13 protein-coding genes are annotated in these 12,714 nt (G+C 60.5%); 1 reads left to right on the forward strand and 12 read right to left on the reverse strand.

Translation table 11 applies throughout. From position 1 onward, the window contains the following. Positions 1–12 precede the first annotated feature (12 nt). From G7047_RS14475 to G7047_RS14530, 12 genes are all read right to left on the reverse strand, one after another. Positions 13–567 carry a hypothetical protein gene (locus tag G7047_RS14475; RefSeq protein WP_166306634.1) on the reverse strand — a complete coding sequence of 185 codons (555 nt, stop codon included), beginning with the start codon at positions 565–567 and terminating at the stop codon, positions 13–15. A gap of 28 nt (positions 568–595) precedes the next feature. Beyond that, positions 596–856, reverse strand: coding sequence for an acyl carrier protein (locus tag G7047_RS14480; RefSeq protein WP_166306637.1), 261 nt, complete (start codon positions 854–856; stop codon positions 596–598). Positions 857–911: 55 nt separating this feature from the next. After that, complete coding sequence (locus G7047_RS14485; RefSeq protein ID WP_166306640.1) at positions 912–1,172, reverse strand: phosphopantetheine-binding protein; 261 nt, start codon at positions 1,170–1,172, stop codon at positions 912–914. Beyond that, on the reverse strand, positions 1,159–1,935 hold the full coding sequence (locus G7047_RS14490; protein WP_166306643.1) for a 1-acyl-sn-glycerol-3-phosphate acyltransferase: 777 nt from the start codon (positions 1,933–1,935) through the stop codon (positions 1,159–1,161). The genes G7047_RS14485 and G7047_RS14490 overlap by 14 nt, the downstream gene beginning before the upstream one ends. Continuing rightward, positions 1,928–2,692, reverse strand: a complete 765-nt coding sequence (locus G7047_RS14495) for a beta-ketoacyl synthase chain length factor (RefSeq protein WP_166306646.1) — start codon at positions 2,690–2,692, stop codon at positions 1,928–1,930. The genes G7047_RS14490 and G7047_RS14495 overlap by 8 nt, the downstream gene beginning before the upstream one ends. A gap of 551 nt (positions 2,693–3,243) precedes the next feature. Then, positions 3,244–3,657, reverse strand: coding sequence for a VOC family protein (locus G7047_RS14500; protein ID WP_166306649.1), 414 nt, complete (start codon positions 3,655–3,657; stop codon positions 3,244–3,246). A gap of 69 nt (positions 3,658–3,726) precedes the next feature. Continuing rightward, the gene (locus G7047_RS14505) at positions 3,727–4,977 is read right to left on the reverse strand and encodes an ABC transporter substrate-binding protein (protein ID WP_240939499.1); all 1,251 of its coding nucleotides are present in this window, start codon (positions 4,975–4,977) and stop codon (positions 3,727–3,729) included. A gap of 54 nt (positions 4,978–5,031) precedes the next feature. Continuing rightward, on the reverse strand, positions 5,032–6,087 hold the full coding sequence (locus G7047_RS14510) for a tripartite tricarboxylate transporter substrate binding protein (protein ID WP_166306652.1): 1,056 nt from the start codon (positions 6,085–6,087) through the stop codon (positions 5,032–5,034). 35 nt (positions 6,088–6,122) lie between these two features. Then, positions 6,123–6,857, reverse strand: coding sequence for an SDR family oxidoreductase (locus tag G7047_RS14515; protein WP_166306655.1), 735 nt, complete (start codon positions 6,855–6,857; stop codon positions 6,123–6,125). Then, complete coding sequence (locus G7047_RS14520) at positions 6,854–8,035, reverse strand: acyl-CoA dehydrogenase family protein (RefSeq protein ID WP_240939500.1); 1,182 nt, start codon at positions 8,033–8,035, stop codon at positions 6,854–6,856. The genes G7047_RS14515 and G7047_RS14520 overlap by 4 nt, the downstream gene beginning before the upstream one ends. Then, entirely contained in the window at positions 8,032–9,675 is a 1,644-nt protein-coding gene (locus G7047_RS14525) for an AMP-binding protein (RefSeq protein ID WP_166306658.1), read from the reverse strand. The genes G7047_RS14520 and G7047_RS14525 overlap by 4 nt, the downstream gene beginning before the upstream one ends. A gap of 10 nt (positions 9,676–9,685) precedes the next feature. Next, a complete protein-coding gene (locus G7047_RS14530; RefSeq protein WP_166306661.1) occupies positions 9,686–10,768 on the reverse strand; it encodes a cyclase family protein in 1,083 nt (360 codons plus the stop codon). Between the two features lie 102 nt (positions 10,769–10,870). Between G7047_RS14530 and G7047_RS14535 the strand changes: the two genes are divergently transcribed. Then, a complete protein-coding gene (locus G7047_RS14535; protein WP_240939501.1) occupies positions 10,871–11,680 on the forward strand; it encodes an IclR family transcriptional regulator in 810 nt (269 codons plus the stop codon). Positions 11,681–12,714: the final 1,034 nt, after the last annotated feature.

Consider the following 12,714-nt stretch of genomic DNA (forward strand, 5'->3'; position numbering starts at 1 on the left):
GGATTCATTCGATCAGTGGGCGGACGCGCCGCTGCGGCGCACCTGCTGGCGCACCAGCCATTCCACGCCCATCAGGCAGCCCATGAGCACATAGGCAATCAGCCCGTTGTAGAGCGCCCAGACGGCATCGCTGCCATACAGTGCGGTGATGGCCGCAGCCGTGCCGTTGAGCACGAAGAAGCCGCACCACACCTTGGTCACCTTGCGCGTGTAAGCCACGCCGGAGGGCGGCAGATCGGGCTCGTGCAGGCGCGCGAGGCGCTCGACGACCGAGGGCGGATGGAACAGGCTGTAGCCGAACACCGCCAGCATGACGACGTTGACCCACACCGGGTAGAGCTTGACCATCAGCGCATCCTGACTGAGCCACGCGGCCACGCCAAGAATCGCTGCACCGCCCGCCACCAGCCACCAGAACCGCTGGCGCACCGCCAACGCGCGCGCCACGGCCAGCCCCGTCAGCAACAGGGCGAGCCACTGCGGCGGTATCCGTCCGATCGCGGCATACACCACGAGCGGATAGAGCACCGTCAACACGATCAGGGCCCATTTCACCCAGTTGCGCATGCCAAGGCCTTCCTGCGTTCGCGGTCGATCAGGCGGCTTGCTGGTCTTCGTTCACCAGCTTGTGCAGCGCATCGACCACGTCCTGCACGGTGCGCACGGTCTTGAACGCTTCCGCGTTCAGGCGCTTACCGACCAGCGGCTTGAGTTGCACGATCAGATCCACCGCATCAATGCTGTCGATGTCCAGATCGTCGTAGAGCTTCGCCTCGGGCGTGACGCGAGCGGCTTCGATGCTGAAGTTCTCGTCCAGGATGCGGACGATGTGCTCAAAGATTTCCTGCTTGTTCATGGCCGTATCCAATGAGAAAAGAGAGAGTATTGGGGACGCGATGTGCCGTGTCGGCTCACTGCGCCCGATGGCCGGCGACGAAGGCCACCAGCGCGTTGACGCTGCTGAAGTGCTGGCGCGTCTGCTCGGAATCGGCGGACATGCTCACGCCGTATTTCTTCTGCAGCGCGAGGCCCAGCTCAAGCGCGTCGATGGAGTCCAGCCCCAGACCGTTCACAAACAGTGGCTGGGTAGAGTCGATGTCCTGCGGAGCGATATCCTCGAGCGCGAGCGACGAGATGATGAGCTCCTTGATTTCCTGTTCAAGCTGAAGCACGTGAAGGTCCTCTGAAAAGATGGTCGGACAGGTAGTCCGTGACTTGTCGCGCGGCCAGCGACTCATTGCCTGCGGCCACGCAGAATTCTTCGATGTCGATGTCCTCGCGGACCTCGAAAATGAAATGCGGTTTGCGCGCGGGCACCTTCCACCATGGGCGGCCCTTGGGCAGCATCGGCAGACTGGTGTGGATGTGCACCGGCGTGATGTTCACCCGCCCCTTGACCGCCACATGCGCGGCGCCGCGCTGTAGCTTCACGTCACCCACCAGCGGCGTGCGCGTGCCCTCGGGAAAGATGATGAGGTTGTTGCCCTCGGCAAGCGAGCGGTTGCAGTCTTCCACCAACTGCGCGCCGCCGCTGTTGCAGATGAAACCCGCCGCGTGGATCGGCCCGCGCGTGAACGGGTTTCTGAGCAGCGACTCCTTGACGATGCAGTCGGCGCTCGGAATGAACGAGACCAGAAACACCACGTCGATCAGCGACGGATGGTTGGCCAGAATCAGCAGACCCTTGCGATCAAGACGCTCGAGATGGCGCACCTCGTAGGAGATCACGCCAACGAAATTCATCAGACCCACGAAGAAGCGGAAGCTGTGGTGGATCACCGCCTGCGCCGCACGCTTGCGGCGTTCGGCATCGCGGGTGAACAACAACAGAAGCGGATAAACGACCAGCCGAATGAACAGCCCACCGAGGCCGAACATGGCAAAGCAAAAGCCGGTGGCGACAACACGCCAACAGCGGTTCAGACGCTCAAGCATGCAGCCGCTCCCACAGCCAAGCGCCGCCCTCACATCGCTCGCGCGACATGCTCGGCTGATCGGCAGCCAGAAGAAACTGCAGCACGCGCAGGCCATGCGGCAGCACCGGAGCATCTGACGCATCGAAACCTGCGGGCGCATCGGCGATGGCCGACAACGCAAAACCAGGCAATGTATCGGACTTCTGCGTCAGTAGCGCTGCCCACGCAAACTCGGCAAGTGGCGATTCTGTGAAGCTCGCATATTCGCCGGGCAAAGGCTCGTCATAGCAGACCAACAACACATCAGAAGCGCCATCGCCCAACAGCCCCAGCGCTTCGACTACGCCCGCCTCGGGCACGCAGCCTGAAGACGCCACGCAGATCGCATTGGCAGCCATGCCGCGCAAAATGGAATGCTGCGCGCCCACACCGTTGTGCACCGAGAGACCAAAAGCGGTAGGAGACAGCGGCTCGCCAACCACCTGAGAACGCAGCAGCGCGAGCGACTTTTCGGCATCGCCATAACGGGATGCCCAAACCACAGGCAGATCCGTCAGCTGTTCCCGCTGCAGCACGTCATCGGCCACCAGCACAGCCATCTTGGCCAGACGGCCCAGGCGACGGCGCGCCATGGCTGGAACATGGGAGAGATCCAGCACCAACTCCCCGGAAGATACAGAAGGGGACGGCGACGCAGCCCAACGCTGCCACTCGGCGTGCTCGCGCAATCCGCAGGCCACAGCAGCGCTAGCCCGAATGGAAAACTCGACTCTCACACCAACTCCACCATCATCTGTTAGATCTTTGTTTTATGCACTATAGGCATCGCGTGCATCCAGTCACTTCAAGCTTGCAGCCCGACCCCACGCAACGCCACAAGCCAGCACACACTTCGTGTGCAAGCCTCGCCATGCGTTTTTTGCGCACTGCCACCAGTCGACTATCCAAAAGCAACCGCGATTATGCACGGCTATTCAGTTAGAAAGCCCGGACAGGAAGCCCCCTCTTAAGGCTTCAAATTGTACTTTATGAAACAAGATTCAAACCCATTCATCCAACACAATCAAATTCTGTTGCCTCCACCCAATAAATCCCATCATATCAATGACTTATGGATTATTAAAAATCCCTGGATTCTGGATTTCACGAAGCTTACAGGTCAGCAGAAAATGTGAATTTGCATGAATAACATCCCGGTATTTACCCGATATGCCATTGTCGATCCACGGTCGGAAATAAATCAGCCCGAAGCAACGTGCAAACGTCGCTTCGGGCATACATTGAATTTCGGGGCCGGCATGGGCGACTCGCCGATGCCATTCACCCATCAGTGCTCGTACACCTGTTCCCAACTCACGAAACCCTTGACCTCTATTGGATTGCCGCATGGGTCACGGAAGAACATTGTCCACTGCTCACCCGGCTCACCCTCGAATCGCACCTGCGGCTCCAGCACGAACTGCGTGTTCGCCGCCTTCAGGCGTTCGGCCAACTTCAGCCAGTCGGGCTTGAGCAGCACCAACCCCAGATGCGGCATCGGCACCATGTGAGCGCCGACGCGCCCGGTGTTCGTCACCGCAAACGGCTCCCCCAGATGCAGCGAGATCTGGTGACCGAAGAAGTTGAAATCCACCCAAGTGTCCGTGCTGCGCCCCTCAGCGCAACCCAGCACATCGCGGTAGAACTTGCGAGCCTCTTCGAGGTCGGTGACGTGATAGGCCAAGTGAAAAAGACTTTGCATAGTGCGGGCAAAGATACCACCGAAACCGGGGAGTTCGGAGAATGAAATCGCCAGAAGCCAAGCAGGAGATCACTGCTTGCGTGCCGACGGGCAGGCCGACTCGCTCAAGGGCACGAACGCCTTGTCCGCCGGAACCATGCTGATTACCTTGTAGTAGTCCCACGGCGCCTTGGATTCCTCGGGTGATTTCACTTGGAACAGATACATGTCGTGCACCATCATTCCGTCCTCGCGCAGCTTGCCGTTCTTGGTCAGTACGTCCTGCACGGGAAGCTCGCGCATCTTCACCATCACGGCGGAGGATTCCGTCGTTCCCGCCGCCTCGACGGCTTTGAGGTAGTGCCGAACGGAGGAATACGCGCCGGTCTGGCTCATGTTGGGCATGGCGTTGACCTTGGTGAAATACTTTTTCGAGAACGCGCGCGTCTCGTCGTTCAGGTCCCAGTAGAACGCCTCGGACAGCAACATGCCTTGCGCGGTTTTGAGGCCGAGCGAGTGCACGTCGTTGATGTACATGAGCAGCGAGGCGAGCCTCTGCTTGCTGTCCGGCTTGATGCCGAATTCGCGCGCCGCTTTGATCGAATTGACCAGATCGTTGCCGAAGTTGGCGAGCCCCACGACATCGGCCTTGCTGCTCTGCGCCTGCACGACGGCGGAGGAAAAATCGGTGCCGTTCAATGGATGCTTGGCCTCGCCGATGACCTTGCCGCCCACCGTCGCTATCGCCTGCGTGGTGGCGCGCACAACATCCTGCCCGCCGGAATAATCTGCCGCGATGAAGAACCAGTTCTTGCCGATGCGCTCGGCCGCCGCCTTGCCCACGGTGTTTGCGAGCGCGTAGGAGTTGTACGCCCAGTGCGCCACCGTTGGGCCGCACATGTCTCCAGTGATGCGGTCGCTGGCCGGGCCGCTCATCACGAGAATCCGGTTCTTTTCCTTGGCGATATTGAGCACCGCCAGCGCGGCGGCCGAACCGCCCACGTCCTGAATCGCATCCACGCCGTTGTCATACCATTCGCGCGCCTTGGCCGCCGCCGTGTCAGCCTTGCTTTGATGATCGAACGTGAGCAGTTCGATCTTGCGCCCGAGCACCTTTCCGCCCCGCTCGTCAATGGCCATCTGCGCGGCGGTGATGCTGCCCTTGCCAGTGATAGCGGAGTAGACGCCTGACTGATCGACGATCATGCCGATGCGCACGGGTTGCGTGGACGGCGTGATTTGAGCGTGTGCCTGTAGACCGACTGCGGACAGCAGCGCGGTACATGCTGTCATGCACCAATGGGGAGGCGCATGGCGTTTGCCATTCTTCGGATTCGTCATGTTGTCTCCTTGATTTCTGGATAGGTTCGCTCACGGAATCTCTACAAACACCCACTACACGTTCAGCACTCTGGATTCCCGAATCATCTTGTGCCAACGCTGGCGCTCGTGCTGCAGAAACGCCTCGTATTCAGCCGGACCGTGCCCGGTCACAGTCACGCCCTGTTTCTCCAATTGCGGACGCACCTCGGCACTCAACACCTGTTTGACGGTGACCTGCCCCAGCCGGTCGACGATGGCCTGCGGAGTCTTGTGATGCACGAAGAAGCCGTTCCAGATGGGCGCGGCGAAGCCGGGATAGCCCAGCTCGGCGACCGTCGGAATTTCAGGCCATGAGCTCATGCGTCGCTCGCTGATCGTCGCCAGCACGCGCAACTTGCCCGCCTGCACCTGCGCGCGCGTGAACAGCGCAGTCATCATCCCCACATCGATACGGCGCTCGAGAAGATCCGGCAGTGCCGGTGCCTCGCCCTTGTAGGGCGCGTGGATCATCTCGACACCACTCAGCTTCGAGAGATATTCCATCGCCACATGCAGCGGCCCGAGAGGCCCGGTGGACATGTAGCGCACCTCGCCACGGCGCTTCTTCGCATCGACAAGCAAATCACCCAGCGTCTGATACGGACTGTCGCTGGCGACCGCTAGCACGTAGTCCACATTGCAGATCGACGCGACCGCCGCAAAGTCTCTCTGCGGCCTGTAGGCGAGATCCGGCATGGTGTGCTCCAGCACGATGTTGGTGCCCACGCCACCCATGAGAATGCTGTAGCCATCCGCCTCGCCCTTGGCGACGCTGGTGGCACCGATGGCCCCGGCCGCGCCCACCTTGTTGTCGACGATGACCGGCTGAGCGAGCGGTCCCTCAAGCACCTTGGCCAACAACCGACCGAGTACGTCGGTCGCACCACCAGCCGCAAACGGCACGACCAGTTTCACCGGCTTCGATGGATAGGCCTTGTCGGCCCAGGCCACGCCGTGGGCGAGCAGACTGGAACACATCGCGCCCGCTCCAACGATACCTGCCTTTGTCATCCAATGGCGCCGTGATGCATTCACGTCCTCGCGCACCGATCGATCTGCGCCCATCTCTTCTCGCTTGTGTACTTGCATGACGCTGTCTCCTTTGATTGTTGGGGATTGCCTGACTACAGTCGGGTCGCACTGATGGTCAGACCTCCATCGATGTGCAGCGTCTGCCCCGTGATGTAGCCCGACAGCGGGTGCAGCAGAAAAGCAATCGCGTGGGCAATCTCTTGCGGCTCTGACACCCGCTGCAACGGCACCGCTGCCAGCAACGCCTTGGTCTGCGCGGATTCCGGCGGGCTGGCTTGCTTGAACAGCTCAGTCGCGACCGGCCCCGGCGCGATGACGTTGACGGTGACATTGCTGCCTGCCAGCTCCAGCGCCCAGGTGCGACTCATACCGATCACCGCCGCCTTGCTGGCGCTATAGGCCGTGCGGTTGGGCTTGCCGAGCGCCGCGCGCGACGAGATGTTGACGACCCGGCCAATGCCCGCTGCCACCATCCCCGGCATCAGCGACTGCAGGCAGACCAGCGCCGCATTGACGTTCACCGTCATCGCCTCGTTCATGTCAGCCACGCTGGTCTGTGCGATGTTGATGGTGTGCGCAAGCGCCGCGTTGTTCACGAGTCCGTAGAACGGGGCTTCCCTCGCAAGCCCGTCCAGTACTTGCCGCGTGCTCTCGAGGTCCATAAGATCGCAGCACACGAATCGCTCATCCGCAGTCGCATCGCTTGGTCGGGTCCGCGCCAGACCGACCACGTCGTAGCCGCTGCTCGCCAAATAGCGCATGGTGGCGCGACCAATGCCACGACTCGCACCGGTCACCAGCACGCGTTGATTCGATTTCGGGTTCATGCAACACCTCGCAGCCATTGACGACCAATGATGGATTTCTGCACCTCTGTGGCGCCCTCGTAGATGCGCATCGGGCGGATCTCGCGATACAGCCGCTCCACCACCGTGCCGCAGGTGATGCCCAGCCCGCCCCACAACTGCACCGCTGCATCCACTACCTGGAATCCCGCCTCCGTGCCCTGCATCTTGGCCATGGCCGCCTCGGTGGAAATGCGCACACGGCGCACATCGCGCATCCACGCGGCCTTGTGCACCAGAAGCCGCGCGGCTTCGAGCTGCGTCGCCATGTCCGCCACCTTGTGGCGCACGGTGTCCATCTCCGACATGGCGCGGCCGTACAACTGCCGTGTGGTGACACGCGCCACGGTTTCATCGAGTGCACGCTGCCCGATACCCAGTGCCGCCGCGCCCACCGAACTGCGAAACACATCGAGCACCGACATCGCCACCTTGAATCCATCTCCCGGTGCGCCGATGAGCCGGTTGGCCGGAACCCGGCAGCCCTCAAAATGGATCTCCGCGAGCGGATGCGGCGCGATGACGTCGATCTGGCGATAGATGATCAACCCCGGTGTGTCCGCATCCACAAGCAGTGCGGACAGCGCCCCTGCACCCTTGCCCTCCTCGGTGCGCGCCAGCACCAGATAGAAGTCCGCAATGCCGCCGTTCGATATGTAGGATTTCGCACCGTTGATCACGTATTCATGACCATCGAGCCGCGCGCTCGTGCGGGTGGATGCGACATCCGATCCCCCGTCCGGCTCGGTCACAGCGAAAGCCGCCACCTTTTCACCACTCGCGCAGGCACGCACATATGAAGTCACCACCTCCGGGTCGCCCTTCTGCCACAGCGCCGCAGAGCCTATGCCCTGCATGCTGAACACAAAATCGGCCAGCGGTGCGTAGTAGGCCAGGCACTCGCGCACCAGACAGATCGAGCGCAGATCCACCCCGGGCTCGCCTGCTTCCACCGGCAATGCGTTGGGCACGGCGAGGTCCAGAATTCCCTCGGCCGCCAGCGACTCCAGCCAATACGCGCATTGCGCATTGAGGCTCGCTTCGGATTCGTCCTGCAACACGGGGCGATTGCGAGCGATCCAGCGGTTGAGTGCGGCCACCACATCGGCATGCCGCTCCGAGAAGAATGGGATATCAGGCAAAGACCAATGCGGTTTCACGTCGTGCTCTCCTTGTCCAGCATCGACTGCGCCAGATCGCGCAGCTCGTTGCGTTTGACCTTCTTGCCGTTGGGGCCCATCGTGTAGGGGAAACCTTCCATGCGGATGATTCGTATCGGCACCTTGTATTTGGCGATCTGGCGCAGCAGCTGATCCTTGATGAGCGCCTCGTCGACCACCTGCGTGCCATCCACAATGACAAAGGCCACTGGCCGAGAACTGCCCGCCGCCTGCACGGCTACCACCTGGCAAGCACTCGCACCACTGACCGCGAGAACCGCCTCTTCAATCTCCGCCGGGTTGACGAGAAACCCGCCGATGCGCAGCACATCCCCCAACCGCGAGATGTGCGTGAACCCGCCATCACCGTTGACATAGCCAAGATCACCCGAGCGCAGGAATCCATCGTCGGTGAACGCATTCGCAGTCGCCTCCGGGTTGCCGAGGTATTCCTTCATCATGTAGGGCCCGCGAAACTCCAGCTCCCCGGGCTCCATGGTTGCGCAGACCGTGCCCGTCTCCAGATTGCGCGCGCGCACCTGCACGCTGGCGGTAACGGGAATGCCACCGGACTGCGCGCGGCGCGGCAACTCGGCATTCACGGCCTGATGCGCAAACAGCGCAAAAATCTCGCTCATGCCAAAGCAGCCCACCATGCGCATGCCCAAGCCCTGTGCCCGCGCTGGCAGCTCGTCCAGACCCGGCACGAAATTGGCGTGGCCCACGAACTTGAGGGCGCGCGGCCGCCAGTCGTCTGGCAAGGGAGCAATCAGCTTTTCCACCATGTCGTTGGTGCCGAACATGTGGGTGATCGGTTGCTCGCTCAATGCCCTAGCGGCCAATGCTGGTTCGAACATTTCGTGCAAAACAAGCGTGGCACCTGCCGCCAGAGTCATCATGGCCGCGGTGTAGCCAAACGCGCCGCACATCGGCAACGCGAGCAAGGTGCGGTCGCCCGCTTGCACATCGAAGCCCGGTGCTACGTCCTGCACATGCAACGCGATATTGCTTTGCGCATGCACGATGAGCTTGGGCAGGCTGGTGGTGCCCGATGAGGACAGGATGATGCAGGGCCAACCGGACAGGTCCGGCTTCACTTCACTACCCTCTGGTGATGCATGCATCAACGTATTCCAATCACTCCAGACCGGCGCAGCCCGTGTGTCATTCGGCCGACTCCGTGCCATCTGTCCGAGCGAGTCAACCGACGCGTCGAGCAACCAATGGAGCGAGCCCGCGTGCTGCTGCCATACCATCGAAAGCTGGTTCTCGTCGCTTGCGTTCGGTCCAGCGCTGGATGCTCCCGCATCGACGATGCGCCGGTCAAACGCCAGCGCCTTGGCGCCCGAGCGATCAATGAAGCTTGCGATCTCTTTCACCCCCAGCTTGAGATTGAGGCTGAGCGTGCTCACGCCCAATGATGCGCACGCAAGATGGAGCACGAGCCATCGCGGCGTGTTGGGCAACCAGATGCCCAGCACATCCCCGGCGTGAAGCCCCTGATTGCGCAAGCCTTGCGCGACGCTTTCGATCTGTTCCCGCAGTTGCGCATAGCTCAGCCGCAGTTCACCGAACTCCAGCGCAATGGATTCAGCAGGCGTGCGAGCCAGCAACTCGCAGAGCATGGTTGGTTGATTCATCCCTGCCCCTTCACACGGTGGCCACGGGAGTGAGCGGCGAACCCACCGCACCCGGCAAACGCAGCGCGGGCGCCGTGAGCATGAAGCGATAGCGCCCGGCAGCCTCCAGCCATTGCGCGAGTTCATGCAAATACCACAGCTCGCCAAACGGCATGCCGAGCTTGAAAAGACACAACTCGTGCAATGGCAAAAATGCACAGTTCCCATCCACCGGACGGCCGGGCACGGACTCCACGCCGTAGTTGTCCGCCACCAGACTGGCGGCCTCGCTATCGATCACCCATTGCTGCAGTTCCGGATCGCGGCCATCCAGCACGGCGCAGGTGGTCTCCGGCATGTCGGCCTTGGGCTGCCTGTTGCAGGCGATCAGCAAATCGCTGAAGCCGGTATAGAACGCGACAACATCCCCCTTGCTCACCTCGATGCCATCCTGCCGGAGCACGTCCTTGAGCATGCGTCCGGTCACCAGCGTGTGCCCGTCGCCGAAATGCCTGCGCAGATTGACCAGCACACCGCGCCCCTGAATCGCCTGCTCCGCCAGCCGCTCAACACCAAGCGCCAACGCGCGAGATTGCCCGTCCATGTCAGGCAGATCCTTGGGAGCCAGAATATCGATGCCTGCCTGAAAACCGTTGTAGTACACCAGCTCTTCGATGCCATCTTCATTCACATCGAAATGGCTTCCCACATGCGACAGCGCATCCCACTGCGTCGAATACTGCAGATAGATCTGCGCGTAGTCGTCGCTGACCACATCGGTGTAATTCGGATGCTCCTGCCTGAGTGCGAAATTCATGCCCGGCCCCAACGGTCGGCGCGACGGCTTGATGATCGGTGGATGACGACGGGGATTCAACGCATTGCCCCCCGGAAGATCCAATGGCAAGCTCAGACAGAAGCGCTTACCAGTCTGAATTTCCCGCGCTGCCTCGAGCACCTTGTCGGCCGTCAGAAAATTCAGCCGCCCCAGTTGATCATCCGGCCCGAAATCCCCCCAGTTGGATTGATCCGGTCGACGGGTCCAGCGAGGGGATCGGCCATCTCCCACCACGGGGGGGACATGGGGCAAGTGCACGGGACGGTAAGCGCTCATGACAACTCCAGACAAAGCGTGAGACTGCGTCGCGATCCCAGCCTGCTGCGGCCTGGAACGTGATCGACGGGATCGCTCAAACTATGAATGCGGAGACTTGCGATGACAAAAATGGGCGGCACCAATGTTCACCATATGAACTCGGGGATTCCCGGAGCCCAGAGCCCGGCGAGGTTGGTGCAGGTGCTGCAGCTGGTGGCCGACCATCACGTGCCAGGCGTTTCCATCGCTGAACTCACCAACCTCTCGGGACTTGATCGATCCACCGCCAGACGCATGCTGATGGTGCTTGCGCTGACCGGCTTCGCCGCCAAGGACGCAGGCAGCGGCCGCTATCGGCTCGGTGTGCAGGCCATGCACACGGGCCTCGCGGCCATGGCCAAGCCACCCGTATTCGAGGCCTGCCAACCCGCCATGAAAAACATCGCGCGCCGCACCGGCGACTCGGTCTTCCTCATCATCCGCGTGGGCGACTTCGCACATTGCCTGCATGTGCAAATCGGCGACAAACCGCTGCACGCCCACAGTCTTATGACCGGCCAGATCCGCCTGCTCGGACAGGGCACCGCCAGCCTCGCACTCGCCGCCACGTTGAAAGATCGGGAACTCGCACAGATCCACGAACGCCGTCAGCTCGACTACGAAGCCGCAGGCATCAGCCTGCAACGCCTGATGGACATGGTGCAGCAGACCCGTGCGCTAGGTCACTCCGTCAGCAACAACCTGCTCACGACCGGCGCATCAGGCATAGGCGTACCCATCAAAGTCCAATCCAGCCACAAAGCCGCCATCAGCGTCGCAGCAGACGCTGCACGCATGACGCCCAGACACCAGTCAATGGCGCTGGAGATTTTGAAAGCCGAGTTGGAGCAATCGGGGATTGTGGTGAGCAAGTATGGAAGCCTGCGTTAATTAAGTAGGAAATATGCACGGAAGACATGTCGAACAACGGCCACCGCGCCTGAAGAAGACCTTCACAATCACGCCAGATGTCATCACCCGTAGTTCAACACCGTAGACAGCTTCCAGACAGCGTTTCCACATGAGGGACGATGCACCGACGCCCACGTGGTCGAGCGTTCGAGTTGACAGGTTCAAATCACTTGGCATCACGGACACGGGGCGCACATGCCAATGCGATGCACAACGCAAATGACACGTAAACCGAGACCCGACTACAGCGGCTGTTCGTTCAAGCGCAAGCAGTTATTCAAAGCACCATGCCACTTGTCATTCGCAGAAACAGAAAAGTCGGCTAACTGCTGGGGATTCTTTCTTCAAACGTATCTGTCATTTTTATGTCTGATTTACTATAGAAAAGCGATTTGATTGGCGCGATTGGACTCGAACCAGTTCGGGACGCCTTGTAGATCAACGCTCTAGAGGGAGCTAGCGGGAAAAACGCCCCCGATTTCCCCGTCTATCCCCAGATTTCTCCCACGAAAATCTCCCGCCGATCACTTCGAAATCCGGGGACAAATTAGGCCATCTCCTGTGCCTCACCTTGGTTGCGTTTCGACTCATCGACAAGACCGATGTTGAATTCTTGACTCCGCACTGTAGGTTGTAATACCGCTGACTCTCCAGTTTGCGATTCTGTGCAAATTGAAGGCTCCGTACATCCAGCTGACGGTCAACAACAAGCACAAAGAAAGCATCGAGCGATGGTGTAGTCGAAGTGCGGCAACTTGGAAGTCAATGAAGCGCTCATTTCACCGAGTCATCATCTACTCAAGACTTCTATGAGCTGGCTGAGCTTCAGTCGTCTGAAGAGAGATCACTCAAAGAATTTTTGCTTCCCCGCGCAAATCCAGAGTGCTTTCTGAGACTCCCTATTGAACACGATCACCCAATGGACTACGCTCGTACGTCCCCAAAGAGAGGTTATTAGCTCATGCGACGTATAAATTCGATCTACACCCTCATATTTTCAATATTATTCAATT

The organism is Diaphorobacter sp. HDW4A, assembly GCF_011305995.1.
Classification (GTDB): Bacteria; Pseudomonadota; Gammaproteobacteria; order Burkholderiales; family Burkholderiaceae_C; genus Diaphorobacter_A.

Bases quoted from the DNA above. Each gene is read 5' to 3' on its own strand.
- G7047_RS14475 (WP_166306634.1), bottom strand. From the start codon at position 567: ATGCGCAACTGGGTGAAATGGGCCCTGATCGTGTTGACGGTGCTCTAT.
- G7047_RS14480 (WP_166306637.1), bottom strand. From the start codon at position 856: ATGAACAAGCAGGAAATCTTTGAGCACATCGTCCGCATCCTGGACGAG.
- G7047_RS14490 (WP_166306643.1), bottom strand. From the start codon at position 1,935: ATGCTTGAGCGTCTGAACCGCTGTTGGCGTGTTGTCGCCACCGGCTTT.
- G7047_RS14500 (WP_166306649.1), bottom strand. From the start codon at position 3,657: ATGCAAAGTCTTTTTCACTTGGCCTATCACGTCACCGACCTCGAAGAG.
- G7047_RS14505 (WP_240939499.1), bottom strand. From the start codon at position 4,977: ATGACGAATCCGAAGAATGGCAAACGCCATGCGCCTCCCCATTGGTGC.
- G7047_RS14510 (WP_166306652.1), bottom strand. From the start codon at position 6,087: ATGCAAGTACACAAGCGAGAAGAGATGGGCGCAGATCGATCGGTGCGC.
- G7047_RS14515 (WP_166306655.1), bottom strand. From the start codon at position 6,857: ATGAACCCGAAATCGAATCAACGCGTGCTGGTGACCGGTGCGAGTCGT.
- G7047_RS14525 (WP_166306658.1), bottom strand. From the start codon at position 9,675: ATGAATCAACCAACCATGCTCTGCGAGTTGCTGGCTCGCACGCCTGCT.
- G7047_RS14530 (WP_166306661.1), bottom strand. From the start codon at position 10,768: ATGAGCGCTTACCGTCCCGTGCACTTGCCCCATGTCCCCCCCGTGGTG.
- G7047_RS14535 (WP_240939501.1), top strand. From the start codon at position 10,871: ATGACAAAAATGGGCGGCACCAATGTTCACCATATGAACTCGGGGATT.